This is a genomic window from Paenibacillus sp. ALE3 (assembly GCF_054113405.1).
In genome coordinates, this window is record NZ_CM134214.1 from 3,664,155 (window position 1) to 3,691,141 (window position 26,987).

23 protein-coding genes and 1 riboswitch are annotated in these 26,987 nt (G+C 46.5%); of the genes, 6 read left to right on the forward strand and 17 right to left on the reverse strand.

All coding sequences use genetic code 11. The features are described 5' to 3' along the window. Nucleotides 1-127: 127 nt before the first annotated feature. A riboswitch (cobalamin riboswitch) is annotated at nucleotides 128-341 on the reverse strand. A gap of 96 nt (nucleotides 342-437) precedes the next feature. Genes ACXHJ2_RS16250 through cobD form a run of 3 tightly spaced genes read right to left on the reverse strand, consistent with a single transcriptional unit; the run spans nucleotide 438 to nucleotide 3,266 of the window. Next, nucleotides 438-1,190: a histidine phosphatase family protein gene (locus ACXHJ2_RS16250; RefSeq protein ID WP_165081347.1), complete on the reverse strand. Its 753-nt coding sequence runs from the start codon at nucleotides 1,188-1,190 to the stop codon at nucleotides 438-440. Nucleotides 1,191-1,204: 14 nt separating this feature from the next. Further along, on the reverse strand, nucleotides 1,205-2,176 hold the full coding sequence (cbiB, locus tag ACXHJ2_RS16255; protein ID WP_058829190.1) for an adenosylcobinamide-phosphate synthase CbiB: 972 nt from the start codon (nucleotides 2,174-2,176) through the stop codon (nucleotides 1,205-1,207). Then, nucleotides 2,166-3,266 (reverse strand): threonine-phosphate decarboxylase CobD, encoded by a 1,101-nt coding sequence (gene cobD / locus ACXHJ2_RS16260; protein ID WP_165081345.1) that lies wholly within the window; start codon nucleotides 3,264-3,266, stop codon nucleotides 2,166-2,168. The genes cbiB and cobD overlap by 11 nt, the downstream gene beginning before the upstream one ends. A 159-nt stretch (nucleotides 3,267-3,425) precedes the next feature. Here cobD and ACXHJ2_RS16265 point away from each other — a divergent pair, with 159 nt between their 5' ends. Continuing rightward, nucleotides 3,426-4,427 carry a lipoate--protein ligase gene (locus tag ACXHJ2_RS16265; protein WP_165081343.1) on the forward strand — a complete coding sequence of 334 codons (1,002 nt, stop codon included), beginning with the start codon at nucleotides 3,426-3,428 and terminating at the stop codon, nucleotides 4,425-4,427. Nucleotides 4,428-4,588: 161 nt separating this feature from the next. Then, entirely contained in the window at nucleotides 4,589-5,389 is an 801-nt protein-coding gene (locus ACXHJ2_RS16270; protein ID WP_013369983.1) for a Cof-type HAD-IIB family hydrolase, read from the forward strand. 137 nt (nucleotides 5,390-5,526) lie between these two features. On the opposite strand, the gene ACXHJ2_RS16275 is transcribed toward ACXHJ2_RS16270, so the two are convergent. Then, nucleotides 5,527-6,438 carry a DMT family transporter gene (locus ACXHJ2_RS16275; RefSeq protein ID WP_165081341.1) on the reverse strand — a complete coding sequence of 304 codons (912 nt, stop codon included), beginning with the start codon at nucleotides 6,436-6,438 and terminating at the stop codon, nucleotides 5,527-5,529. A 132-nt stretch (nucleotides 6,439-6,570) separates the two neighbouring features. Here ACXHJ2_RS16275 and ACXHJ2_RS16280 point away from each other — a divergent pair, with 132 nt between their 5' ends. After that, complete coding sequence (locus tag ACXHJ2_RS16280; protein ID WP_165081339.1) at nucleotides 6,571-8,079, forward strand: aminotransferase-like domain-containing protein; 1,509 nt, start codon at nucleotides 6,571-6,573, stop codon at nucleotides 8,077-8,079. A gap of 4 nt (nucleotides 8,080-8,083) precedes the next feature. On the opposite strand, the gene ACXHJ2_RS16285 is transcribed toward ACXHJ2_RS16280, so the two are convergent. Beyond that, nucleotides 8,084-8,854 carry an MBL fold metallo-hydrolase gene (locus ACXHJ2_RS16285; RefSeq protein WP_025677791.1) on the reverse strand — a complete coding sequence of 257 codons (771 nt, stop codon included), beginning with the start codon at nucleotides 8,852-8,854 and terminating at the stop codon, nucleotides 8,084-8,086. A 151-nt stretch (nucleotides 8,855-9,005) separates the two neighbouring features. Further along, on the reverse strand, nucleotides 9,006-10,067 hold the full coding sequence (locus ACXHJ2_RS16290; protein WP_013369979.1) for a sulfate/molybdate ABC transporter ATP-binding protein: 1,062 nt from the start codon (nucleotides 10,065-10,067) through the stop codon (nucleotides 9,006-9,008). 219 nt (nucleotides 10,068-10,286) lie between these two features. Between ACXHJ2_RS16290 and ACXHJ2_RS16295 the strand changes: the two genes are divergently transcribed. Then, the gene (locus tag ACXHJ2_RS16295) at nucleotides 10,287-10,688 is read left to right on the forward strand and encodes a secondary thiamine-phosphate synthase enzyme YjbQ (RefSeq protein ID WP_013369978.1); all 402 of its coding nucleotides are present in this window, start codon (nucleotides 10,287-10,289) and stop codon (nucleotides 10,686-10,688) included. A gap of 174 nt (nucleotides 10,689-10,862) precedes the next feature. Here ACXHJ2_RS16295 and ACXHJ2_RS16300 read toward each other — a convergent pair whose 3' ends face one another. The 3 genes from ACXHJ2_RS16300 to ACXHJ2_RS16310 form a co-directional block, all read right to left on the reverse strand. Next, nucleotides 10,863-11,444 carry a TetR/AcrR family transcriptional regulator gene (locus ACXHJ2_RS16300; protein ID WP_013369977.1) on the reverse strand — a complete coding sequence of 194 codons (582 nt, stop codon included), beginning with the start codon at nucleotides 11,442-11,444 and terminating at the stop codon, nucleotides 10,863-10,865. Between the two features lie 5 nt (nucleotides 11,445-11,449). Next, nucleotides 11,450-12,082: a YigZ family protein gene (locus ACXHJ2_RS16305; protein ID WP_165081337.1), complete on the reverse strand. Its 633-nt coding sequence runs from the start codon at nucleotides 12,080-12,082 to the stop codon at nucleotides 11,450-11,452. Nucleotides 12,083-12,229: 147 nt separating this feature from the next. Further along, nucleotides 12,230-13,585: a glucose-6-phosphate isomerase gene (locus ACXHJ2_RS16310; RefSeq protein ID WP_013369975.1), complete on the reverse strand. Its 1,356-nt coding sequence runs from the start codon at nucleotides 13,583-13,585 to the stop codon at nucleotides 12,230-12,232. A 251-nt stretch (nucleotides 13,586-13,836) separates the two neighbouring features. Between ACXHJ2_RS16310 and ACXHJ2_RS16315 the strand changes: the two genes are divergently transcribed. Then, nucleotides 13,837-14,736 carry an NAD(P)-dependent oxidoreductase gene (locus ACXHJ2_RS16315; RefSeq protein WP_165081335.1) on the forward strand — a complete coding sequence of 300 codons (900 nt, stop codon included), beginning with the start codon at nucleotides 13,837-13,839 and terminating at the stop codon, nucleotides 14,734-14,736. 108 nt (nucleotides 14,737-14,844) lie between these two features. On the opposite strand, the gene ppnP is transcribed toward ACXHJ2_RS16315, so the two are convergent. The 4 genes from ppnP to ACXHJ2_RS16335 form a co-directional block, all read right to left on the reverse strand. Beyond that, nucleotides 14,845-15,159 (reverse strand): pyrimidine/purine nucleoside phosphorylase, encoded by a 315-nt coding sequence (ppnP, locus tag ACXHJ2_RS16320; RefSeq protein WP_013369973.1) that lies wholly within the window; start codon nucleotides 15,157-15,159, stop codon nucleotides 14,845-14,847. Nucleotides 15,160-15,450: 291 nt separating this feature from the next. After that, entirely contained in the window at nucleotides 15,451-17,496 is a 2,046-nt protein-coding gene (gene tkt / locus ACXHJ2_RS16325) for a transketolase (RefSeq protein WP_165081333.1), read from the reverse strand. 394 nt (nucleotides 17,497-17,890) lie between these two features. Then, a complete protein-coding gene (gene purU / locus ACXHJ2_RS16330; RefSeq protein ID WP_165081331.1) occupies nucleotides 17,891-18,790 on the reverse strand; it encodes a formyltetrahydrofolate deformylase in 900 nt (299 codons plus the stop codon). A 22-nt stretch (nucleotides 18,791-18,812) separates the two neighbouring features. Beyond that, the gene (locus tag ACXHJ2_RS16335) at nucleotides 18,813-19,940 is read right to left on the reverse strand and encodes a deoxyribonuclease IV (protein ID WP_165081329.1); all 1,128 of its coding nucleotides are present in this window, start codon (nucleotides 19,938-19,940) and stop codon (nucleotides 18,813-18,815) included. 294 nt (nucleotides 19,941-20,234) lie between these two features. Here ACXHJ2_RS16335 and ACXHJ2_RS16340 point away from each other — a divergent pair, with 294 nt between their 5' ends. After that, nucleotides 20,235-21,143 carry a TIGR01777 family oxidoreductase gene (locus ACXHJ2_RS16340; RefSeq protein ID WP_165081327.1) on the forward strand — a complete coding sequence of 303 codons (909 nt, stop codon included), beginning with the start codon at nucleotides 20,235-20,237 and terminating at the stop codon, nucleotides 21,141-21,143. 212 nt (nucleotides 21,144-21,355) lie between these two features. On the opposite strand, the gene ACXHJ2_RS16345 is transcribed toward ACXHJ2_RS16340, so the two are convergent. The 4 genes from ACXHJ2_RS16345 to ACXHJ2_RS16360 all read right to left on the reverse strand — a co-directional run bounded on the left by ACXHJ2_RS16345 (nucleotide 21,356) and on the right by ACXHJ2_RS16360 (nucleotide 26,983). After that, nucleotides 21,356-23,140, reverse strand: a complete 1,785-nt coding sequence (locus ACXHJ2_RS16345) for a DUF6382 domain-containing protein (protein ID WP_165081325.1) — start codon at nucleotides 23,138-23,140, stop codon at nucleotides 21,356-21,358. 61 nt (nucleotides 23,141-23,201) lie between these two features. Continuing rightward, nucleotides 23,202-23,714 (reverse strand): A24 family peptidase, encoded by a 513-nt coding sequence (locus ACXHJ2_RS16350; protein WP_165081323.1) that lies wholly within the window; start codon nucleotides 23,712-23,714, stop codon nucleotides 23,202-23,204. Between the two features lie 88 nt (nucleotides 23,715-23,802). Then, the gene (locus tag ACXHJ2_RS16355) at nucleotides 23,803-24,798 is read right to left on the reverse strand and encodes a pilus assembly protein (RefSeq protein ID WP_058711839.1); all 996 of its coding nucleotides are present in this window, start codon (nucleotides 24,796-24,798) and stop codon (nucleotides 23,803-23,805) included. Next, complete coding sequence (locus tag ACXHJ2_RS16360; RefSeq protein WP_165081321.1) at nucleotides 24,767-26,983, reverse strand: hypothetical protein; 2,217 nt, start codon at nucleotides 26,981-26,983, stop codon at nucleotides 24,767-24,769. Before ACXHJ2_RS16360 ends, ACXHJ2_RS16355 begins: the two co-directional genes overlap by 32 nt. Nucleotides 26,984-26,987 lie beyond the last annotated feature (4 nt).

Sequence of the window (26,987 nt, forward strand, 5' to 3'; positions counted from 1 at the left end):
CTATCAAAAACCCCCGCATCCTCATTTCAGGACACAGGGGTCACGTTAGCACAGATTGTGCGCAGGCGGGCAGCTTCCTTCCGCATGGACAGTCACTGCGAACACGTCATCCTTTCCTCGAAGGATTATGGTGACAGGCGGACGGGCAGGTATCCTGACTTATGGAAGAGGCAGCCCTGATATTCTTTCATATGCTTGGCGGCACATGTAACAGGGCTAATAGGCATGTTTCCATTTACAGTGGCGGGACCGTGTCGGACTCACACCGACTTCCCTTTTAACAACGCAATAAAGGAAAGCAAGTTCCTCACATAGCGCCGACCTCGTCTGCTGGATATTTGATGTAGTGGTAGTCAAGCCGTTCTTTTACTTGATGATTATAGGTTAAAAAGAGTTAGCTTACAACCCAAACAGTCGCTTTATTCGCCTTGTTTAACCTAATGAGAAAGCAATCTTGCTATACAATTGTGCGGTCCTGTCAACCTTAACTGAATCATAAACGCTTCTCCCGGCTTCGGATTCAGACTCCAAAAATCATGGCCAGGCATAAGCATACAAGCCAACTGACGAATTACACCACCATGCGTGACAATCAAGACAGAGGGCGGCGTAGCATTCGACTTCATTGGCTGAACCTCCAAAGCAATGCGCCACGCAAACAAAGAGTCGAGGAATTCACGCAGACGATTCACAAAATGAATCCAAGGCTCTCCTCCAGGTGGGGTGAATTGTTGCGGCTCATCAATCCAAGCGCGATACAACGCCACATCCTTAAGCATGTCATACGTTTTTCCATCCCACTCACCAAAGTGAAGTTCTCGCAGACGTGGTTCCATGATAGGAGGCTTAGCAGAGAGGGAACATTCAGACGTCAATGCTGACTCCGGCAAAATGATCTGCAAGGTCTGGCGACATCGCATTAAGTCGCTGCAATAGATTCGAGCAAAGGAATGTCCCTGCAATTTTTTCTGTAAAGTCTTTAACTCCTGCTCTGCTCCCGACAGTAAACCCAAGTCGGCATGTCCCAGATATCGACGTTCCTTATTCCATAAGGTCGTGCCATGACGAACTAGCACGAGCTCCATGTCCCACTGCAGATCTTCTTTAGCATCATTCGGCTTACTAACCTGTTGTGAGTTCGGACTTGGTGCACTTTCTCGCACTCTTTTTCCTTCTGTATCTTGTTTCAAAATCGTGTCACTCCTCACTGCATCCATCCCAAGGCAAAACACCCTGCAGCTCCCATCAAACATAACCCTACAAACATAGTGGATACGGCGAACATCAGCCGGATCGTATGCCGGATATCCTTCGACTCCAGCGGTCGTATCCCTTCGCCCATATATGCCCGAAAGGAGCGTATGCCGTGATACACATTATAGCCACCGAGACGAATCCCTAGGGCACCTGCCACCGCTGATTCGGGAAATCCGCTATTTGGGCTTGGATGCAGACGGGCATCCCGCTTGATTGTCCGCCAGCTTCTTGCAGTATCCAGCCGATACAACCACGACGCTATCACTAGCATAACTGCTGTCATGCGAGCCGGAATGTAGTTAGCTACATCATCTAGCCGTGCCGAGGCCCAGCCTAAATGCAGGTACTTTTCATTTTTGTAGCCAACCATTGAATCGAGCGTGTTTACGGCACGATATGCCAGTGCCAAGGGTGCTCCCCCGATCAGGGCATAAAAAAGCGGGGAAATAATGGCGTCCACGATATTTTCAGCGACCGTTTCGACGGTACCGCGCACAATTTCGGGCTCGTCAAGCTGCTGCGTATCCCTTCCGACAATCATGCCTAGCTCCCGACGTGCCGCAGTCAGGTCATTCGCCTGCAACGCTCGGTATACTGCCATCCCTGCGTCCTTTAGACCTTTGGAAGCAATCGTAGTTGCAATCAGAACAATTTCTACAACGACAGACAACCACGGGTGAATCCAGGCAAGCACACGCAACAGCCCCCAGGCAAGCACAAAGGAACCCCCAGCCACAATAAATGGAAGCAGTATGCCCGCACGTTTCAGTCCTCGGTCACTGAGGACCTTACGGCGAATCGCTTTTTCCAATGCTGAAATGGCATGTCCCATCCCGATGACTGGATGCGGCAACCATCTCGGATCACCGATTAGCCTGTCCAGCAGATAGGCTGCCATGATAACCAAACTAACTATCACGCCGCTCCTCCTCCAGCACTTCACTCAGTGCAGACAGCAGCATATTGTTGGCTTCGGCGTCCTTAACCGCAATTCGAAAATGGCTCGCTGACAGTCCAGGATACATGGCACAGCTACGTATAAGAATCCCGCGTTGTCCAAGCGCCTGCTGAATAGCCGATGCACTCCACGTTCCCGGCGCCCTTGCTAGCACGTAATTGGCTTCGCCGGGAACGACACCACAGCCCCATTCCGCCAAGGCAGTCAGTAAGCGACTGCGCTCCGTAGCAATCAGTTCCTGTGTGCGGCGCTCATAAGCTTGCCCACTTCTCAAACACGCCTCTCCAGCCAGCAACGCCAGTCCATTAACGCTCCAGGTCACCTGTTTGGCCGTCATTTGCCGGATATAGTCCGGATGAGCAATCGCATAGCCCAATCGTAAGCCAGGAATGGCATAAAATTTGGTCATCGATCGGAGCAAAATCACATGAGGATAGCGATCCAGCACAGGCAATAATGAGATTTGCCGTTCGAGTGGGATAAAATCAATAAAGGCTTCATCCACCACCAACACGGTACCCGTTCTGCCAGCCGCCTCTGCTAGTTCATATAGCTCCTGCTCACCATATTGTACACCGTTTGGATTATTCGGCTGCCCAAGGAACAATACATCTACCTGCTCCATGAGCTGAAGGATGTCCTCCACGTCTGCCTTCCATTGAAGCGAAGCCTTCCCGTATACCCGATGGATCTCGGCTCCGAATTTGCCAGCCAGCTCGGCATATTCCGAAAAACACGGCTCCACTGTACCCACACGCTTGGGAGCCAGCCCTAATAGCAAGAGCGCCATGCTTTCAGCCGCGCCGTTACCGATGCTTAGCGACTCGGGTGGAACCTGCAGCCGCCGTGCCAGCATATTTTTAAAATGGCGGTGTCCAGGGTCTGGATAGCGAATCACCGTGTCCAATGAGCTTTGCAGTGCCTCAAGCACCTCCGGTGGCGGACCGAGCGGATTAATATTTGCACTAAAATCCACAAAATCCGCAGCAGCTCCACCAAATGTCGCGGCAGCCGTCTCCCTGTCCCCGCCATGACCGTAAACCTCTATCATTGCCTCTCATCCTTTCCGGCCGTTTCCAATCATTTAGATCCATTATGAGGCTGCTTTTTGCGTCCCGTCAATGCAAATGAGCTTTTGTACATGGCTCACTTGGGTTACAATAGAGGGAGGCACACATAAATTACACAGTTTATATACGGAGGAATGGACATGCTGTTCATCGACAACCAGGGCATACACGATCCAGCTATTAATCTTGCTATTGAGGAATACGCGCTCAAGCATCTACCGCTGGACGACAGCTATCTGCTGTTTTACATTAATCAGCCTTCTATTATTATAGGCAAGCATCAAAACACCGTTGAAGAAATCAATGCTGAGTTTGTGAGAGACAACAATATTCAAGTCGTTCGTCGCCTGTCCGGCGGCGGGGCTGTATATCATGATCTCGGTAATTTAAATTTCAGTTTCATTACCAAGGATAACGGGGAGTCCTTTCATAATTTCCTCAAATTTACGCAACCTGTGATTGACGCCCTCCGCCAAATGGGAGTAAAAGCCGAAATGACTGGACGCAACGATCTGCAAGTCGGAGAACGTAAAATTTCAGGAAACGCTCAATTTGCCACACGTGGACGTATGTTCAGCCATGGTACATTGATGTTCAATTTGAATCTAGACAATGTGGCTGCATCGCTGCACGCCAATCCCGAGAAATTCAAATCCAAAAGCACAAAATCCGTCCGTAGTCGCGTGGCTAACATCAGCGAACTGATGGACCGTGAAATGACCATAGAACAATTTCGCGAGGAACTGCTGCGGTCCATCTTTGGCTCAGAATTGGATCAGGTGCCTCAATATAAGCTCACCGATGCGGATTGGGCTAAAATCCATGAAATTTCCAAAGAACGCTATCAGTCGTGGGATTGGAACTACGGTCTATCCCCTGAGAGCAATATCAAGCACACACGTAAATTCCCGGTCGGTATTATAGATATCCGCATGGATCTGAAGGAAGGCTACATCCGTGATATTAAAATCTACGGGGATTTCTTCGGTGTAGGTGATGTCGCTGATATTGAAAATATCCTGCGCGGCAAGCGTTATGATGAAGGTGAGGTCCGTCAAGCCTTATCCTCTCTCGATTTGAAGCATTACTTTGGTAATATTGAGCTGGACGACTTTGTTGGACTTGTATTTTTGGAAGACTAAGCGTTACTTTTTCCCATGGTTTCAAGCCAATACTTCAGTGGTTATAAGGGGACAGGCTCTTATGGGCGTCGTCCCTTTTTCAATGCAATATTGTCATTTTGAATATTATAAGATACAATTTTAATATTGCCCCATGATAGAGATAAAGGAGAGATACCGATATGTATAAATTAATTGCCATTGATATTGATGATACTCTCATTAATGACCAGAAAGAAGTTACTCCAGCGACACAACAGGCATTGGAAGCTGCTGTAGCTAAAGGTGTGGTGGTTACTCTCGCTACTGGACGAGCTTATGCCTCCGCGCACAAAATTGCACGCCAGACGGGGTTGAATGTACCGATCATTACGTACCAAGGAGCTTTGGTTAAAAATCTGCTCGACGAAAACGTGCTGTATGAGCGTTATGTTCCACTCGTGGCTGCACGTCGTCTGTACGAATTTTGCGTGGAACGCAATCTGCATCTGCAAACATATATAGATGACAAATTGTACACACGTGAAGATAATCAGAAAATTAAAGATTACACCGAGCTGAACAACACGGAATATTTTGTAGAGCCTGTGTTCAGTAAAGTTATAGAGCAACCGGCCCCTAAATTGCTGATCATTGACGAGCCGGAAGTGTTGGATGAATTAATTCCCGAACTGCGCGAACTGCTTGGCAACGAGGTGCATATTACAAAATCCAAACCTCATTTCCTGGAAATTATGCATCATGAAGGCACTAAAGGCCACGCCCTTGCCTTCCTTGCAAACCATTTTGGCTGTGATCTGTCGGAGACCATTGCCATTGGCGACTCTTGGAATGACCATGAAATGCTGGAATGTGCTGGTCTTGGCATAGCGATGGAGAATGCGATTCCTGATTTGAAAAAGCTGGCTGATTACATTACTCGCAGCAATAATGAAGACGGTGTTAAGCACGCTATCGACAAATTCGTACTTAATGTTGAATAAACAAAAAGTGACTATTTCCGTAATACTTATATAAAGTATTTCAACAACAAAGCCTCCAAACGTCGCATGTTCATTAACATACGGCAGTTTGGAGGCTCTTTTTGTCAGATCATATCATAACTGACCGCTTCAAAGTATCAGGCAGCAGAGCGAAATTTACGTCTGTTCACCAGACGGATAATTCCGTTATTCATGCACATCAACCCGGTCACAATGAGCAGCACTCCTGCCAGCATCCACCAGCTTACATGTTCTCCATACAAAAAAGCACCCAGGCCTACAGCAATCGGTGGTGAAATGTAGAGCCATGTGGTCGGAAACAATGGATTCGTACGCGCCATAAGCCAGTAAAATAGTGTCTGCGCAATCATGGAACCAAACACGATCAAATAAAATAGAGAGCCTATGGCAGGCAGCAGATTCCATCCCCCAGAATTCCAAGGCTCTGTAAAAGCCGACAGTACTAGCAGCATCCAACCACCATGAAACATTTGTGCTGCATTCAAGGCAATCGGGTTCGTATCACGAAACTCGTCCATGACTCGCTTGGAATACAGAGCTCCTCCCGAATAGCACAGCTCACCCAGCAAAATGGCCATACAACCAGCCAGCCACAGACCGCTGATTTGAACGGCCAAACCGGGCAATACCACCAGTACGACCCCAAGAAAGCTGATCATGCAGCCCATGAGCGTAATTCTCGTCGTTTTTTGCCGCAGTATTGCAGACTGCATCAGCACAATCATCATCGGTCCGGTGGCCGACAAAATAGCACCGATTCCCGAACTGACATATTGCTCCGCCCAATACAGTGTTGAGAATGTGCCGAAGGTCGTTCCCGTCCCAATTAGCAGCATTTCCTTTCGCCATAATAACGACCATCGAACCTTTCCTGACAGCCTCATCGCAATAAACAAGATTGCCCCTGCTGTCATAAAACGTACGCCTGCCGATAAGAACGGCGGAAGTCCGGCCTCCACTCCCACTTTGATAGCCAAAAATGTAGTACCAAAAATAAGACACATAACTGTAAAGGCGATACCAATCATGACACTTCTCTCTCCCTTCTGTTACTCACAAGCATACAAGGAGACAGACAGAACAGATGGGCAACCACAGAACAGTTGTATACGTTTTGGAAGTGCTGTATAGTACAATACACACAAAGGAGCGTGGACAGCATGGGCAAGGATAACAGCGAATTATTGTTTTCAACAGAACATATCTCGACAGATCCGAGCTTAAAGCTGTATGAGCAGGTCGTCCATTACATAAATGTGCGGATGGAGCGCGGGGACTGGCCAACAGACGCTAAATTGCCATCGGTGCGAAGTCTGGCTCAGGAATTGGGTGTGCACCGGTTAACCGTATTCCGGGCATATCAGGAGTTAAAGCAACAAGGGCGTATCTATGTAAAGGATAAATCGGGATATTACGCTCATGCTTCCCATGCAGCAGGATTGAGAACATATACCGCCTATTCGGAACGTTCATCCACAAAGCGGCTTTTCCAGTCGGAATCCACTTACGCGGCAGACGATCCGTCTGTTTCTGTCTGGAGGGGGATGGATGGACTCACCCAGGTTCATGCCATGAACGCGGACTTCCAATTTTCCAAGGCCCTGATTGATCCCTCTCTTCTACCCAACCGATATTGGAGAGAATTAATGATGCAGGTGTTTGAAAAGCATCCGAAAATCGCGGCTACCTATTCTGCTGTACAAGGAGATGCTGAGCTTCGTGATGCCATGGCACAGCATTTTAGCACAGATAAGCATTTCGCAGTATCAACGGACGAAGTACTGATTACCTCCGGCGCACAGCAAGCCATTGACTTGGTTTCCCGTTCTCTGATTCGTACAGGAGATCGTGTATTAATCGAACGTCCAGCCTATGGCCCGGCCATGGAAATATTCCGCAGACAAGGCGCCCGCCTGACTGTAACTGATATACAGCCGGAAGGTTATGATATGGATCAGATTGAATGGTGCCTGAAAACGGAAAAACCGCGTCTCTTCTATATAAATCCGACATTTCACAATCCGACCGGCTTTACCATCCCCGATGAGCAGCGCAAACGTCTGCCCGAACTGGCCGAGCGCTACGGCTGTCTTATTGTCGAGGATGACAGCACCTATGATATTAGCTTTGGGCAAAAACCGCCTTCTCCGATTTTCTCCTATGATATCTCGGGAAGTGTCGTCTATATTCGCAGCTACAGCAAATATGTCGCACCCGGTCTGCGAATCGCAGCTGTGACTTGTCGACCTCAGCTCATGGACAGTCTGCTGAGCGTCAAAGCGCTAGTGGACAATGGATCGCCGCTGCTGAACCAAAAGCTGTTTTTACAATATTTTCAATCCCCACGTATGCAGCAGCATATTAAAAAGCTATGTATCGCACTCCAGATTCGTAAGGAAACGATGGAAGCCAGTCTCCGCGATTCCGGCTGGACATGGACCAGCCCGGCGGGAGGACTCAACCTGTGGCTCCAGCTACCTTCTACGATAAAACCTAATGAGCTGCTTGCCAAAAGTATACAAGAGTCCGTTTCCTTTGTCCCAGGCAATGTATTTGATCCCATCGGTGCAGAGGGTAAAACGCATATACGGCTGTCCTATTCATACGCCAATGAGCTGCAAATCAAAGAAGGGCTCTCCACACTTTTACGCATTAGTCGAACGATGTAAATCGTTATTCTAACGGCAAACTCATGCCTGTGTGTGCCAAGCTGATCCCTTCCAGCAGCCCGTAGTTGTATGTGATATCCACATCATGGGACATATGTGTAAACACCGTGCTTCCAGGCTTCAGTCTTCCTACAAGCTCCTGAGCCTCCAGCATGTCATATACCGAGCGGGTGGCATACTCCGCTTCCTCATGGTAAAAACTCGTCCCCAGCACGAGTAAATTCAGATTATGTAAAGGCAAAATTTCTGCCTCATTCAGTCCAATTGAATCTGAACAGTAGGCCCATGAGAAGCCGTCTTTTTCCAACCGATAAGCGTAAGCATATCCGTTCTTTCCGTGATTCACGCGCCATCCCCGGATGTTCCATCCGCCAAGTTGGACTCCCTGATCTACTGGAATAAGATCCAGGTTTCCAGGGAGCCAGGAAAATTGACGCAGGATCGTGTCAATCACTTCCTGTGGAGCGTACAAACGCCCTCTGTTCCCCGTCCAGCGACAGGCATCCGCCCATTCTGGCAATCCTCCAATATGATCAAAATGTGCATGTGTCACGAGGATCGTAGGGATAAAACGCAGGCTGCGCAATTCTAACTGTCTACGCCAGTCGGGGCCACAATCAATCATAAAATCCTCTGTCTCGCTTTTGATCAGCACAGATGATCTCAACCTTACATTCGTTCCTGTCGTGCGGGCCTCTGTGCACACGAGACAATCACAATACACACGCGGAACCCCCATTGCATCCCCCGTACCAAGAAAAATAAGCCGATTCATGATTTAACTCCTATCTATCTGGGTGTTTTTACTACTATTATAACGAACATATCAAGTCTGCGTAAATCACCCCAGCGACCAACGACAAAAGGAGCATGTCCAAAGCCGTAAAACAGGCCAGACACCCCCCTTATATGTGATCGTTTTATTTTCAAATGATGATAGGCATCGGGTCTTCCTTCAGGCGATTTTCCACCATCCAGCTGGACTCCTCATTATATAGATAGGCCCGATGCACCAACACTCGCACCTGCTGACCAGGTTCCAGCGTAGACTTCTCCAATGAACGGTATGTCATGAGACGCTGGTCCCCGACCTGTACTTCAACCATCCATTCACTCCCGCGAAAATGTAAATGCTTCACAATGCCTTCCTCGGTCGCCGACAGCAACGCAAATTCCTCACTAGGTCCGACATCAATGTACTCCGGACGAATCAAGGCACGTGTTCCTACTCCGGCAGCTTCCTCGAAGCCTCTGAGACTACCCGCCTGTTCAATCACCGTGGATTCCCCAATAAAAGAAGCCACGAACGGGGTCCCCGGTTTCTTATAGATATCCCAAGGCGTTCCCTTCTGCTCCAGTCGACCTTGATTAATCACCATAATTTCATCGGCTACTTCAATCGCCTCATCCTGATCATGGGTGACGAAAATGGAGGTAATACCCACCCTCTCAATCAACTCTCGCAACCAGGTACGCAACTCCTGACGAATCTTGGCGTCAATAGCCGCAAATGGTTCATCCAGCAGCAGTAGTTGAGGCTCCGGTGCCAAAGCACGCGCGAAAGCAACCCGTTGTCGCTGTCCACCTGACAATTGATGCGGATAACGATGCTCAAAGCCTTTGAGCCCCGTGAGTTCAACCAGCTCAGTGACCCTTTCCTTGATGCGGGCTTTGGAGCTTTTTTTCACTTTCAAACCAAAGGCAATATTGTCGTACACGCTCATATGCTTGAACAAAGCATAGTTTTGAAATACAAATCCGATTCCACGCTCCTGTGGTGCCAGCTCGTTTACCCTTTTTCCATGAAAGTGAATCTCTCCTGCATCCGGTTGCTCCAGCCCTGCCAAAATACGAAGAATGGAGGTTTTTCCCCCGCCGCTTGGACCGAGCAAACCAATAAGATGGCCCGTCTGAATATCAAAAGATACGTCCTTTACCGCATGAAAATTACCGAAATGCTTGTTTAACCCTCTTACTTCCACATGCATATCCGTACACTTCCTTTCCGCTTCTGGACCAGTTCAGGAACAGCAGCAGCCTTGCTTACCGCAAAGCACGCACCTCATTCGAAAGCATTCAATTATTCCAATAAACTTACTTTGTTTTTCTTATGTGATACTTTATCAAAGGAAAGTAATTTTCGTCAACTCTATATATTATCTTGAGAATGAAAAGGGTAAAGTATTACATAGAAGGGAGATGGATTTATGTTGCATACTTTTGAATTATCCACTACACGGCGAGATGAAATGCGTGATATTACACGCGAAGTTGCAGCACTCATTGAAAAAAGCGGGGTGCAGCAAGGAACAGCTCTGATTTATTGTCCACACACGACTGCCGGCATCGCCATTAATGAAAATGCCGACCCAGACGTCAAACATGATGTCATTTTAAGGCTGGATGAGGTTTATCCCTGGGAACATCCCCAATATCGCCATATGGAGGGAAATACGGCGTCCCACCTTAAATCCATTACAACAGGCCCCTCACAAACGGTTATCATTCATGATGGAAAGCTGTTGCTTGGACGATGGCAGGGACTTTATTTTTGTGAATTCGACGGCCCACGCAGACGTCAATACCATGTAAAAATTATGAAGGGCTGACGGAGGCATGCAAAAAAAACAGACGATGATGTTCCCCCGCTGGATACACCATCGTCTGTTAAATTCTTAGTCGCTTTCGCAAAGTACCGTAATGATAAGTCACCGTCATGAAGTGTAAACACCCAAAAAAGCGTCCTACATGTTCATGGCTGAAGCGTGTGAATGCAGGTACGCTCATAGTTGTCTGCACAGCAGCTTTACATGTGCTAAAGCAGCGGGCCTGATCTCTTCAAATGTTAAACCGTCCTGAATATAAAATGACACGAAGCCATGCATGGATAAAAACAGACTTTTCGGTACTCTTGAGCATTCTTCCTCCGAATGTCCCTGACCACTTAATTCCTGGCGAATCATAGACGCAAATAATTCCACACAACGGTTTTGCTCTGTACGACAGTACGCAAATAGTTCTTCATCATGCATCATGAACATAATTTCGTACTGATATGGATTTTCCAAGCCAAAGCGGATATATTCCAACATCAGGTACTCCAATCTGCTCAAGCCATCATCAGGCGTGCCTGTTGCTGCTTGCAGTAGAATCCCACGCAATGTATTGAAATCTTCAATCACAATGGCATAGAACAGTTCAGCCTTCTCTTTAAAATGATAGTATAACGAACCATGACTGTAACCCAGATGCTGGCCAATGCTGCGCATTGAAATCGCACGGTAGCCCTTGGTGATAAACAAGTGCCTGGCCGCTTCCAGAATCCGCCCTCTTGACAACTCCTGTTCTACTGCTCTTCTAGCCATATTATTTATTCCCCTTCAATAAAGTAAAGCTGCTCTCCCTCCGACACAAGCGATTGTCCTTGTGTCAAGTCGGTTATCCAGTTGCAGAAGGATTCCGCATCACCAGCCAGCGGCAGACAGGTTAAGGTAACTTTATCTGTAAACATCGTTTCTCCAGTACGGATACTGCGATTACGTAATTCATTTTCCACTTTGCCCAACCAAGTATAATCCAACTCCACAAAAACTTCACGATGCAGCACACGCGTAATCGCATCCCCTGCTTCAATAGCTGCAACAGCACCATCTGAGTATGCACGAATCAGTCCGCCTGCTCCCAGCAAAATTCCGCCAAAGTATCGAGTAACCACAATAGCGACATTTTTCAGCCTCTGATTACGGATTACCTCCAAAATAGGCTTACCAGCCGTCCCACTCGGTTCTCCGTCATCGGATTGCTTTTGGATTTCATCTCTTTCCCCAATCATATAAGCCGAACAATTATGGGTAGCGTTCCAATGCTCTTTTTTGATGCGTTCTATGAAAGCAACTGCTTCTTCCTCATTTTGAACTGGCTGAATATGGCCGATAAAACGGGATTTTCGGATTACAATTTCCTTGTTGCCGGCACCGCGTACGGTTCGGTATTGTTCCAACATACACGTATAACCTTCCTTACTTCATTTTACAAGAAAGCAGTTCCCCGCTTCTGGCAGCTGGTGAACTGCTTTCCTGTACTTAATTGATGCTATCCACTATAACGCTTCTGACCCAAACCCTGTTTCGAATCAGAGATTACAGTTCCCTTATTCAGACAATCTTGCTTCAAGCTCAGCTTTTTCTTTTTCGAAGCCCGGTTTGCCGAGCAGCGCAAACATGTTCTTTTTGTAAGCTTCTACGCCGGGTTGATCGAACGGATTTACGCCCAACAGGTAGCCGCTGATGCCGCAAGCCTTTTCGAAGAAATAAGCAAGGTAGCCAAAGGAGTAAGGGCTCAAGTCAGGAATATTTACAATCAGGTTCGGTACTTGTCCGTCTGTGTGAGCCAGCAATGTACCTTGGAATGCTTTTTTGTTTACAAAATCCACCGTTTTGCCTGCCAGGAAATTCAGTCCATCCAGATCATCCTCATCTGCTTCGATGGTGATGTGACTAGGTACATTTTCTACTTGGATTACCGTTTCGAAAATGTTACGGCTACCTTCCTGAATGAATTGTCCCATAGAGTGCAGGTCTGTCGAGAAGTCAACAGAAGCAGGATAAATGCCTTTATAATCCTTACCTTCGCTTTCTCCGTACAGCTGTTTCCACCACTCAGATACGAAATGCAAAGACGGCTCATAGTTTACGAGAATTTCAATTGCTTTACCTTTACGGTACAAAGCGTTACGAACGGCTGCATATTGGTATGCCTCGTTCTCAGCTACATTCGGGTTGCTGTATTCTTTGGAAGCGTCCGCCGCACCTTGCATCATTTCTTCGATGTTGATGCCTGCTGTAGCAATCGGCAACAAGCCTACTGCTGTCAGCACGGAGTAACGGCCACCCACATCATCAGGAATAATGAAGGATTCATAACCTTCCTCATTAGCGAGCTTTTTCAAAGCGCCACGTTCTTTGTCCGTTGTCGCGTAAATACGTTTGCGCGCTTCTTCTTTACCGTATTTTTTCTCCAGAGCCGCACGGAATACGCGGAAAGCGATAGCTGGCTCTGTTGTCGTACCTGATTTGGAGATGACATTCACAGAGAAGTCTTTTCCTTCAATCAGTTCCAACAGATGATTCACATATGTAGAGCTGATGTTGTTGCCTGCAAAATAGATAGCTGGACCCTTGCGTTGATCTTTAGGCAGCGCATTGTAGAAAGAATGCGACAGCATTTCGATCGCAGCACGTGCTCCAAGGTAAGAACCACCAATACCGATTACAATCAATACCTCGGAATCGCTTTGAATTTTAGCAGCAGCCTTTTGGATGCGTGCAAATTCTTCTTTATCATAATTGGTAGGCAGGTCAATCCAACCCAAGAAATCGGAACCTACACCTGTTTGGTTGTGCAGTTGCTCATGAGCCAACTTGATGGGCTCTGCAAAATAATCAATTTCGTGCTGACCCACAAAGGAGAGCGCTTTTGTGTAATCAAAAATAACTTTTTTAGACATGTTTGGAACCTCCTGTTTGGTATTACTAAGACCATGAATACGAACATAAGGACTTAGGAATAGGATACTTTAATTTGCTGAGCCTGACAAGCTTGTGTTACCTGTATGTCCTGTGCCTTGACAGACCCTGCTGTAGATAGGGTAGCATGCCCATGCTACAATGAACTGAGATCAATCTGTTTCAATATTCAATTCAAGCCGAACTCGCATCTGCATCGGACGGCAACTTCCAACAAGAAAGGTGATTAGCAATGAAAAACATCGGATTTATCGGACTGGGCACCATGGGCGCCCCGATGGCATCCAATCTGCTAAAGCAGGGATTCGGAGTCACAGTTTATAATCGTACCGCTTCGCGCTGCGAACCCTTGATAGAGCAAGGCGCACGTACAGCTTCAACCCCTCGCGAAGCGGCCGAAGGGCAGCACCTGGTCATTACCATGGTCAGCGATGATCAATCAATACGTGACGTCTATTACGGTCAGGACGGTGTGTTTGCTGGTCTTACGGCTGGCATGACCGTGATGGACAACAGCACGATTTCACCTGAGCTAGTTAAACAACTGGCCGCTGAGGCGGACAAGCTGGGCTGTACCTTCATTGACGCACCTGTAACAGGCAGCAAGCCTGCCGCTGTTGATGGAACACTCGTGTTCATGGTCGGCGGTCACGCAGAAGCGATTGCGGCACAATCAGATGTTTTTGATACCTTGGGCAAAAAAGTGCTCCATATGGGACCAAACGGCAGCGGGGCCGTAGCCAAGCTTGCTCACAATACGATGGTCGGTATAAATAACCTCGCTCTGGCTGAAGGCTTTGCTATTGCGGCTAAATCCGGCATTCCAGCAGACAGCTTCCTAGAATTGGTACAGCTCGGATCGGCAGGTAGCAAGGCCGCTGACTTGAAAGGGCGCAAAATCATCGAGCATGATTTTAGCAACCAGTTCTCACTTGCTCTGATGCTCAAGGATTTGAAGCTCGCTGCCTCACTAACAGACAGCCTGTCCATCCCTACGCCTATGTTGTCCATTGCCAAAAGCTTGTTTCAAGCCGGACAAACACAAGGCTACGGCGATGAGGATCTATCTGCCGTCGTAAAGACATACGAAGCATGGATTGGCCGCACCATTGGTGGTCAGCCTCTTGAGTAAGCTGGACTTTTCTTTGTAACCATGCTACTGTGCATTTGTACTTATAACACAGCTTTAGGGTAAGAACACTTGGCTTGTAGCTTGAGTGCTCTTACCCTTTTCAGCTAATTATTCCGGATAAGAACAGCAATAATCCGTTACACTTCGTACTTCCAGCTTGAAGGAAGACTTTGCAGGCACATGAAAGGTTGATGTACCTTGTATTTCCAGCCATTCCTCAGTACCTGGAAGCAACACTCTCAGGTCCCCTGCCAAAATCTCCATGATCTCACGGGAATCCGTCCCAAACTCGTACGTTCCCGGCAACATAATCCCCAGTGTTACCTTACTGCCGTCACCCAGGATAACTGTACGACTTGTAACCTGACCATCATAATAAACATTTGCTTTTTTAATTACGCTTACTCCATCGAACTGTGTCATTCGTTATCCCCTCATCTGCTCTCAATGGTGAATGAATATGGTGCATCATAACATAATTTAAATTCCAGCTTCAGTATGAAAATACACACTGTATCTGCGTACTCTATACCCCGATAATTCGAAAGCTTTTTTTCGCAAATTACAAATGTATGAAACAAACAGCCGTAAGCCTTACTCAGGTTACGACTGTTTGTGATACATGGATTGCCACGATCAGGTACGTTGTTTGCCAGCAATACACGCTCATTGCTCTATGGACAAACTCTTCCTAATTGCTGATGCTCCAGTGTTTTATTTCAACAAAGCTTTCACACGGCTAACAACATTCTCTACTGTAAAGCCGTATTCCTTAATTACACGGTCGCCAGGTGCGGATGCGCCAAATGTGCTGATACCGAGAATGTCGCCTTGGTCGCCAACATATTTTTCCCATCCCAGTGGATACGCCATTTCTACAGCCAAGCGAGCTTTAACTTCAGGCAGAAGAACGGAATCTTTGTAAGCTTTGTCTTGTTTTTCGAACAGATCCCAGCTTGGGAAGCTGATAACGCGTACTTGAACACCTTGTTCTGCCAGTGCTTCCTGTGCTTTAACAGCCAATTGTACTTCAGAGCCTGTAGCCAGAATTTGAGCAACCGGTTTGCCGTCTGCTGCATCTGCAACCACATAAGCACCGCGTTTGATACCTTCGCGTGCATGCTCAGCAGTAGCAGCCAGGATTGGCAGGTTTTGACGAGTCAATACCAGTGCAACCGGGTTTTTCTTGTTTTCCAGCGTGTAAGCCCAAGCAGCAGAAGTTTCATTACCGTCAGCCGGACGAATGACCGTCAGGTTCGGAATAATACGCAGAGAAGCCAATTGTTCAATCGGCTCATGAGTTGGACCATCTTCCCCAACAGCAATACTGTCGTGAGTCAGAACGTAGGTTACAGGCAATCCCATCAGAGCTGCCAGACGAACGGCCGGACGCAGATAATCTGTAAATACGAAGAATGTACCGCCAAATACTTTTACACCTTGGTGCAACGCCATACCGTTCATCGCAGCAGCCATACCGAACTCGCGAATACCGAAGTAAATATTACGGCCAGCGTAGTCTTCTGGCGTAAAGTTCGTCAGGTTGTTCAAGTGTGTCATTGTGGAGCTTTCCAGGTCAGCAGATCCGCCTGTCAGGAAAGGAACGTTTGGAGCCAATCCGTTCAATGCATTACCAGAAGCTACGCGAGTTGAAACCGCTTTGTCTTCTGTGGAGTATTTCGGAAGATCACGATCCCAACCTTCTGGAAGATCGCCGTTTACAGCTGTTTCGAACTGAGCTGCCAAATCAGGGTGAGCCGCTTTGTATTTCGCAAATTGTTCATCCCATGCTTTATTAGCAGCGATACCGCGCTCTTTTACTTTAGCAAAGTGCTCGCGAACCTCTTGTGGTACATGGAAATCCTCTTCGTATACCCATTTGTAGAATTCTTTAGTCAGTTTAGCTTCTTCTGCTCCCAGCGGGGAACCATGAGTACCGCCGTGTCCGCCTTTACCTTGTTTGTTCGGGCTTCCGTAACCGATGACTGTTTTTACTTCAATCAACGTAGGACGAGTCGAGTCGGCTTGTGCTTCTTCAATTGCTTTTTGGATCGCTGGAAGATCATTACCATCTTCTACGCGCAGCACTTGCCAGTTGTAAGCTTCAAAGCGTTTGGCAACACTCTCGGAAGAGGACAGATTAAGCTTGCCATCCAGTGTAATATCATTGGAATCAAACAATACGATCAGCTTACCCAGTTGAAGGCGACCAGCCAGCGAAGCAGCTTCGTGGGAAATACCTTCCATTAGATCGCCATCGCCACAAATAGCATATGTGAAGTGATCCACAACTTTAAATTCGTCTTTATTATATGTTGCACCCAGTTGTGCTTCTGCCATAGCCATACCTACGGACATTGCTAAACCTTGTCCCAGAGGTCCAGTTGTAGCATCTACACCGGCAGTGTGACCAAACTCAGGGTGACCCGGTGTAAGGCTGCCCCATTGACGGAATTGCTTCAGCTCTTCCATAGGCAGATCATATCCGCTCAGGTGCAGAAGGCTGTATAGCAACATGGAACCGTGTCCTGCAGACAGTACAAAACGGTCACGGTTCACCCATGTTGGGCGATCTGGGTTATGGTTCATTGTTTTAGCAAAAAGTTGGTAGCCCATTGGCGCGGAGCCCATCGGCATACCAGGGTGTCCTGAATTTGCTTTCTCGATGGCATCAATTGCCAACGTACGAATTGTTGTGATGGACAAATTGTCGATAGTGGAGTTTTCATCCTTTTGAATCGCTTGATTCTGGTCAGTCATGGTTTGCCTCCTCATATTGTATGAAGTATGTCAATTGCATTCGGTCATACTCTTCAAAATCACCGTCTCATATAGAAACAGAGACTATTGAAGTGAGTGAATCTGCTTGAATGTTTCAATATGACTTATACACTCATAAGTATTGTACCATTTGCCGTGGAAGTTTGCCAGATCGTTTGTAAAGATGATTGTCGAAATATAGTACAGCCCTCATATCAATATACCCGTTATGTATTAACATCATTTAAAAAATAATGAAATCGCAAAAAAATTTATATAGGGCCCAGATATAATACAATTACCCCACACAAAAAAACAAAGCCCATTATGCACTGGGCTTTGTTTAATCCGAAAGGTATACTCGCAAGTTTTCATCAATTTGAAATTTTTAAGTTCAATTAAAAACGACCGTTTTGTTCTCATGAACCAGTATACGATCCTCAGTATGCCACTTCACGGCTCTTGCCAACACGACCCGTTCAATAGTACGACCGATCCGTTTTAGCTCATTTACATCATCTCCGTGGCTTACCCGCTGTACGTCCTGCTCAATGATCGGACCACCGTCCAATTCCTCGGTTACATAATGCGCAGTAGCACCAATAATTTTCACACCACGATTATAAGCTTGGGCATACGGCTTACCACCCACGAATGCAGGTAGAAAGGAATGATGGATATTGATAATCCGGTTGCGATAATGCTCAATAAACTTAGGCGAAATAATCTGCATATACCTGGCCAAAATGATCACATCAATCTCTTCGCCAATGACCTCTAGCTGACGGCGCTCTGCCTCTGGCTTCGTATCGGCTGTCACCGGGATATGGTGATATGGAATGCCAAAGGATTCCACATACTCCTTCATATCCGGATGATTACTAACCACCAATGCAATATCCGCCTCCAGATCGCCTGCCTGCCATTGCCACAGCAGTTCTACCAGACAGTGATCTTCTTTAGAAACGAAAATAGCCAGTTTTTTCTTGCGGCTGACCGCAGAAATCGTCCACTCCATACGGAATTGCTCGGCAACAGCGACAAAGTCCTGCTCCAGTTGCGACTGAGCTGCACTCAAATTCGGCAAATCAAATTCAATCCGCATAAAAAACATACCGCCGGACGGGTCCATTGTATATTGGTCAGATTGAACGATATTGGCCCCATGCTCGTACAAAAAGCGGGACACAGTCGCTACAATACCTGGCCCATCTGGACAAGATACAAGCATGCGCGCACGGTTTTCATGTGTAGATACAGTGCTGTTTGGCTGATGTTTTACGTGAAGTTCCATGTGGCTATTAGTCCCCCTTATCTTATACCGTCACTGGCAGATGACTACCGGCAAAACAGGCAATCAACCGTTGATTAATGTGTTCTTCGCTCATCTCTGGAAACAGTCCTGCTTCCGTTATCATGTCATACAGACGCTCCAGCGGCTCACGTGGGTCAGCTTTTCTTGCTTTGGCATCATTTTTCAGCAGAGTCCAGGTGTCCAGTACAAATTTACGGACATCCACATCCTGTTTTTTGAAAAACGAATGCAGCTGCTCCACCTGACCCAAAAACTCATCCCCAAAGCGTTCCTTTACATTACCACGAAGCAAAGCAATCTCAACTTCATACATTGGTCGTTGAGTTTTGGCTTCTTTTCCAATCCACGGTGTCTCCAAAATAAACGGACGTCCTTGAAGTGCTTCATGATGTACCACATTATGAATAGTCTGATAACCAATCCAACCTGATCCAATCGGAGTATGGCGGTCTTTATGAGCGCCAACCGGGTTTTTGCTGTCATTTATGTGAACAACTTGGATGCGATTCAAGCCGACAATACGGTCAAACTGCTCCAGTACACCGTCCAAATCATTGACAATGTCATAACCCGCATCATGAATGTGACAGGTGTCCATACAAACCGTCAGACGCTCGTTGCGCTCTACTTTATCTATAATGGAGGCAATTTCCTCAAAGCTACGACCCATTTCTGTGCCTTTGCCAGCCATCGTTTCAAGTGCAATGTTGACATCTGTTTCCTTCACACCATTCAGTACCTCGTTCAAACCATCGGCAATACGCCCAATTCCGTACTCTGCATCTTTATCTGTAAAAGCCCCCGGATGCAGCACGATATTTTTCACACCAATCGCATGTGTGCGCCGAATTTCCTCCTGAAGAAAGCTGACCGCAAGCTCATAGGTATTTTCTTTGTAGGAGCCGAGATTGATGATATACGGAGCATGCACCACGATATCTTCCATTCCCTTTTCCGCCATTAGCTGCTTGCCTTCCTCTAAATACATGGACTCCATCGGCTTACGGCGCGTGTTTTGCGGTGCCCCCGTGTATATCATAAACGAGCTGGACCCGTAAGAAGACGCTTCTTTTGTAGCGCTGAGCAGCCCCTTGTCCGAGAAAGACACATGAGAACCAATTTTCAGCATGATTTTGATTCATCCCCCTATCCTGTTATGCTTGCCTTATTTTAATTTATTCATTTTAACGTGATTATTGAAATCAAACAACATAGCGTTTATGGCAACTTTTTTAGATGACTCCCTAAGGGAACCTACAGACATAGTCCACATCTGAATATGTGTTATTGAAATGTAGGTAGATTAAAGCATGAATGGACCTTCTTTAGCGTACACCAGATACATTCAATATGAAGCTTTTGTATCAAAAAGGGTTATATTTTATAACAGAAACATTTTTTGAATTGGAAGGAGAATAACTCCATGAATATCATCGTATGCGGAGGAACTGGATTGGTGGGGAGTGCACTGGTCAAAAGTCTGCTAGATGACGGATATACCGTGAAAGTCATTACACGCAAGCCGCTGGTTGGACATGAAGCGAGCCCTCGCTTGCAGTATATGAGCTGGAACGAATTAAAACAAAAACCTGAATTACTGGAAAGTACAGATGCGGTCGTTAATTTAGCAGGTGAGACGCTGAATCAGCGCTGGACGGACAAGTCCAAACAAAGAATTCTTCAATCACGACTGCTGTCCGTTGCCCGGTTGGCTCAAGCGTTGAATGCTCTGCAAAAAAAACCGAAAGTTATCATTCAGGCTTCGGCTGTTGCCGCCTATGGTACCTCCCTGACCGAAACATTTGACGAAAAAAGTCCGCGTCGTTCGAATGATTTTCTGTCTCAGGTGGTTGAGCAATGGGAGGAAGCTACCAACGCCTACCCTGCCGATGCCCGTCTAATTAAGTTACGCATCAGCCTAGTGCTGGATAGAAAAAAAGGAGCATTTCCACTCATGAAGATGCCTTACGTCTTCGGATTCGGTGGAAAAATAGGTAGCGGCCATCAATGGATGAGCTGGATTCATATTGCCGATATCGTTCGTCTGATCTCGTACTGCATTCATACACCAGAGATTTCCGGGGCAGTGAACGCTTCATCACCACACCCCATGACGAACGACCAATTTGGGAAAACAGTAGCTAAGGTATATCGTCGTCCGCACTGGTTTCCCGTTCCTGGCTTTCTAGTCCAAAAGCTATTGGGTGAGATGAGCACGCTTGTATTAGACGGTCAAAAGGTAATACCGCGTAAAGCGCTGGAGCACGGATTTAAGTTTAAGTATTCTTCACTGAAGGAAGCGCTAGAGGAACTCCATTCTTCTCACAAGTAGCGTTGAATTAAGAAATGAACTCTATGGATGATAGATAATATCTTTGTATCTCTACCAGCTTAGGGTTCATTTTTGATTTAGACATAATCTATCAATTAAACCTGAGATCTTTGAGTTGTCTTGTTTTAGGCCTATGAATGGTCTTCTAGTTATAAAAAAGAAGCCCAGAATATAACAGGCCTCTTCTTAACATATATCCATTTAACGTTTACTCAAGATGCATTAGAGGATTTAAAAGAGTCCAATCGATAAGTATAAGAGACTCCAGCGATTTTAAAAGTGTCTCCATCCTTCATAGTATACTCCTTATAAGGCACCATAGGCTCTCCATTCAGCACAGTCCCGTTCGTCGAGGATAAATCTTTAATGATATGGCTTTGTCCTCCTGTAACTATACAAAGCTCAATATGAGAACGGGAAACTCCATCGGTATGCTCTACAAACTGGACCAATTGCGGATCTCTTCCAATGATAAAGCTGCCTCCAACGAATTGGTCTGGCTGCAACCGTATGCGCTCGGTTTCTCCACTCCCAGGTAACTTACGATCCAAACAAGCAATTGGCGAGTGCTGAACAGTTGGACTCGGCATCTCTTGATCTGGACGAAGCAGCACGGTTTCCTGCTTGGATATAGTATTGAGTAGCTCCGTTACCCCGGACAAGGACTTATAATAAGCCTCGCTAGTATCGCTGTCGTCCAATTCATTTCCCCGCATGGCACCTTTCCTCGAAGGCTCTTGCAAGTCATAATTTGTACTTATTTTCCCTCTATCCTCCGTCGTTCGGCCTCCCACGCTTTTAGATTCTGAGTCTGGAAAAGTCCAACGCCAGCTTTCCTGTCCTTGATCACTTGAATCGGATGATTGCTTGTCATGATGATGGCGTCCCGCTACAAACCCAGTTAGCTTATCTACCTGATAACGGTCATTTTTTCGCTGTGCTGGAGAAGCAGCTCCTAACCATTCCGAATCCAATACAGGTACTGCCTCGCTATAAAAAGGAGATAAAGCTCGGTTGCGCTCTAATTTCCCCGTCCAGCTTATATAAACAACAGCGACAAGCACTAAAGTTAGCACAATCGAAATAAGCAAGGGCACCGTCTCTGGATGATCCAAATAAATATAACGCCAAACAATGGCCGAGGCGAGCAGACATCCGAGAGCAATGTATGTTTTATATTTTTGTGATTTAGGCTCCACCTCTTCATTTTCCATTTCGTTGTCGGCTCCTACCTCGACATTCTCCTCTGATTTTGCGGACTGCTTGAGTCGATTGACTCGCTTAAGCTCCTGAATTTCCTGCAGAGTCTCCCGATGTTCTTGGCCGTACGTTCTTCCGCCACGATCTGTATCGTTATCCTGTATGGTATGAGAGGAATGAACAGATGATCTACCTTCAGCCTGACCGCTGATGCTCTGTTCACCAGTCGCCATCCCTTGTAATAGTAGTTCCTTCAACGCGCTCAACTCAAATTCATTTCTATCGCATAGATCAAGTATGCGCTGTATAGATTCTCCCTGAAGGTGAGCCACACGAGTCATCAAACGAATAACCATCTGCTTAAAATAGCTACCTGTTTGTTGCGTATACTGTACACTACACAAAGGAACATAGGTTAAACTAACGTTCTTCCTTGTGCCTGAACCGCTTATAAAAATGTAATCTTCGTGCAAAATAAACTGGCGGATATTTAACATATATTGTGGGCTACGATGAAGAGCACCTACCACTTCAAAAAGAATCCGGTAGAAATCAAAAGTCGACACATTCCCACCTTTCCATACTTGGGAAAGCATACGTTGCCCCGAAATATCGTAATGTAACTCGATCTGAAAATCGACTTCTTTTATTCTAAGTTCCAGCAGACCGGGAATCCGATTACCAGTCATCATTCGGGTCTGTACAGAATTTAAATCATCGGTTTTGAGCCCGCCTTCCTTGTTTAGAATCATAAACGTCCCGCCATTGCGAGCAAAATCCCTGCTTAAACCAAACAATTCATGACCTCCTTAACAATTCTTATTCCCTGAGGTAGCATGATCTCCCCAAGCGGACACGTCATGACAAGAAGTAAAGATAAGCGCTGACCGCTCCTGGAATGACTGCCGTCATAAAGGGAAACCTGAGGTGCGCTTCTCTCCCACTAGTCAGCGCTTTGCCGCTGCGAAATAGGAAAAATCCTCCTAAATTAAACGCCACGCGTCGTAATCTCATGATGGTTTCCCTCCTCCATAGCAAAATCCCTATACCAATAATGCCTGCAAAAAAAATCGAATATATAGCCGATTGCCACGCAAAAGCTGCACCTGTCCATGCTCCAATTAAGCCAAACAGCTTTACATCTCCTGCACCAATTGCTCCCATCCAGTACAAAATCAGCATGAATCCAAAGCCGGTGCCAAGACCAGCAATAGCAAATAAAAAACCGTGCCAGCCTCCGAACAGAGTATTGAACAGCAAACCCACCGCTATGCCGGGCAATGTAAGCTTATTAGGGATTTTCATGCTTCGTAAATCTGTCACTAGCGCGATCGCCAGCAGAACTCCACACACAATATACATCCATGTCAATGCGGTCTTCCCCCTTCATAACAATGAAAATTAGCAGGCCTGCCAAATCATTTTTCATTGTAGTTAACTCTATAAGTCTATATCTAGCCTATCCATCAGTTGTCTTCTGCACAGAAAACGGAACCTCAATACGTTGGCCATCCTCCGTTTCAATTACAAAGCTCCATTGACCTGGTGTTGTGTTTGTTCCTACAAACCAGTTCCATTCAACAATCCCATCTGCATTGGCTGAGGTCCAGCCCAAGTGCTGAGCTGTGCTTTCACCTGACTTATAAAGTACAGAAAGGGTAGCATTCGTCCCAGGTTCAACCTTGGCCTTGATCAAATTGTATACACCCTTCACAGCAGGCTCAGGCTTGACAAGCAACTGTATGGAATGCTGCGCATCCTTATCCCCTGTTTCATCACCTGTACCTGCTCCCTCTCCTGTATCACCAATCCAAAGACGTTCCTCAGCCGCCGCTTGGAGCACAATGTTGCGATACAAAAAGGGGACTTTCATCGGTAGTTCATACGATAGCTCTACTCTAAAATAAGGGTCCTTAGTTTCTGTAAGAGAGGGTACATGTACGCTCGTTATATGAATACGGTCATACTCCAGAATACTTTTCTCCATAAAAGGCTTTAGCATCGGCTTCAGAACAGGATCAAGTGCAGCCTCCGTCAAGCGTCCCCGCAGCTCCTCCAGCGGCTTTTGACCGCCTTGAACAGCGTTTTCTACCCAGTCGCCGATTGGAGGTGGCAGTTGGGCAGCGAATTGGCTTGCATATTCACTCACAGATAACTTAGGAAGTTCATCTAGCGGTTTGCGGACTGCATCTATTTTAGCGGACGCCGCCTCCACGGCTAGAGACACCGGGTAGATTTTAGCCGAAACCTGCTTAACCGTTTCTGAAGCGGTAGTCTGCAAGGCTGTGGAGACCAGTGTCATTTGGACCATATAAATGAGAAAAATAATAAAAAACAAAAACAATGGCAATACCAGTGATGCTTCTAAAACAATACTTCCTTGTTCACGCTGCTTCAATCCACAAGCCTGCCGTAGATAATGATTAATAGGAAAAATGCGCTGTTTTCGTGACATAGTACACACTTCCCTTAATACTCTCGCCTTCTTTGGAGGCGGTTCCGAGCATTTTCATTACTCCAGGTAGAAACCACAGCCTCATCCCATTCTTGACCTCACCCTTCGCATACGTCCGTCGCTCAGCTGGATTGACATCTGTATTCAGGCGGATCAGAGCAAGCATACAGGACATTTTTCGTTCATTATTGCTATGGAGCATCAGGAACAATCGCAAATGATCCTTGTAAGTCATTCGAAATTTCAGAAAATCAGACAAAGGAACATCCCCTTTTTGCGCCAGCATGATCATATCTTCAATCGCCTTCTCTACTCCATATAACAAAGCTGCCGCCAAAACGACCAACGGGTTACCCTTTGAACTGTTTTTGACCAGTCCCTCCATCGTTCGAATGGCAAGCCTCATAGCAAAAATCTCCCCATAGGCAGCTGCCAGATTACCCGTCGGATTATGAAACCCATACAAGATGTACTCAACTTCTTGATTATTCACCTCCAGCTGGTCCCCTAAAATCTGTGCAGCATTACCCACATTTCCATCTGATCCGGCCAAACTACCAAATCGGCTGAAATCCACATGATGGAAGTAAGAAAGCGCGTACTCATTCTGGTAAAACTCGTCTCCCAGTTGAATCAGTAAGTTAGATGCCGCCTCATATAGACCATCCATTCTATCCATGGAAGCCCCCGTTGCATCATAGATGTCATAGGACAAATCAGCGGATACAGATGGACTGGATGAAGACTGATTGAACGAAATACTTTCATTGTAATACTGCTCCACTACTCGAAATTGCTCAGCACTTTGTTTACCTTTAGAAAGAACCTCAATGATCCGATAGGCTTGCTTGAGCTTGTTTTTTGCCTCTCTTTCCATTTTTTTGCGCTCTTTGTCAGGGCCGCGTCGCGTATCCATCGTTCTGGCCTCACCGTCGAGTACATTGGCGGGGCCCGCCCAAGCATATGCATTTAAGTATTTATCTATCTCCTTGAGCGTTAAAGCAACTTCTTGCTTGAGCATGTCTGCATTCAAAAATGGATCTGTATAAAAAGACAGTGTACGCATCATGCTCGTTATTCTATTGTTAGCAGTATTTATTGCGATCCTTTGCTTTTCGATTTCTGCTTCCCATTGCTCAAATTCATTGCTCGGAACCAACAAATCCTCTGCCCTTTGCCGGGCACTTCCTACAGACGGATCAGCGTTGGAGCCTGCTCCGCTTGGGGTGGGGGCTGCTGAAACCTCGTCATAGCCTGCATTGGCCGCCCTCTGCTTATATTGAACAATGACTTTGCGCATTTCTTCATTAATCTGCCGGGCTTCATTTAATGGTTCCTTGGCTTGCAGAAGCAGCTTATCATGCTCCTCTCCAGCCTGAACCATGACCTGTCGCAGGCGATCCAGTGCTTTCCTTGCCCTTCTTGCATATTTCTCCATCTGCATGATTTTAACGTCATCCACACTCTTCTTGTTGTCCTCATATACATGTACGTAATGCTTATATTGAGCAGCAATGTCGGCTACAACTTCAAGTGGGTCCCATATATACTGATTGGGCATATATGTCCCCCTCTGTTTAATAATTCGTTTGCGAACCTCTTCCATATAAGCTCCTGCCTTACGCTGTTTCTCCAGCATGTCATCCAGTTTGGCCTCACGTCTGTCATACAGCTTTTGCAGCCGTTTCAGTAAATCTACCGTGTGTGAAGCCTCCTTCATATTTTGAGAGAGTGGCTTTAGCTTTTCTAGCACTTCCATCGTAAAATCGACAGGCGCTTTATACTTCATCTCTTCACGGATCTGCTCGTTAAATATGGCATATTTACCAAGCTCCCTTTCCATTTGCAGTGAACTGGAATCCAGCTTCATATTCATTAGCGGTAGCGTTTCCGCGCGCGCCGTACGCCGTGCACTGTCATTCAGCACTTTGACCATAATTTGTTCGCCGCCCCCTTCACCATAAGCAAACAAACCATACTCCTGTTGTAATGCCGGATCATAAGCAGACATCACTGACCGTACTGCTGCATGGGTCAGCCGTTCAGTCTGCACATGCAGTGCAGCAATTCTAGCATAATCAATAAATACAGCAATAAAACCGAACATGACCGCCAAAATCAGAATGAGGAATACCGTGACAGCACCTGATTCTCCGTCTTTTGTATTTCGTCCCTTACCAAACACCCGC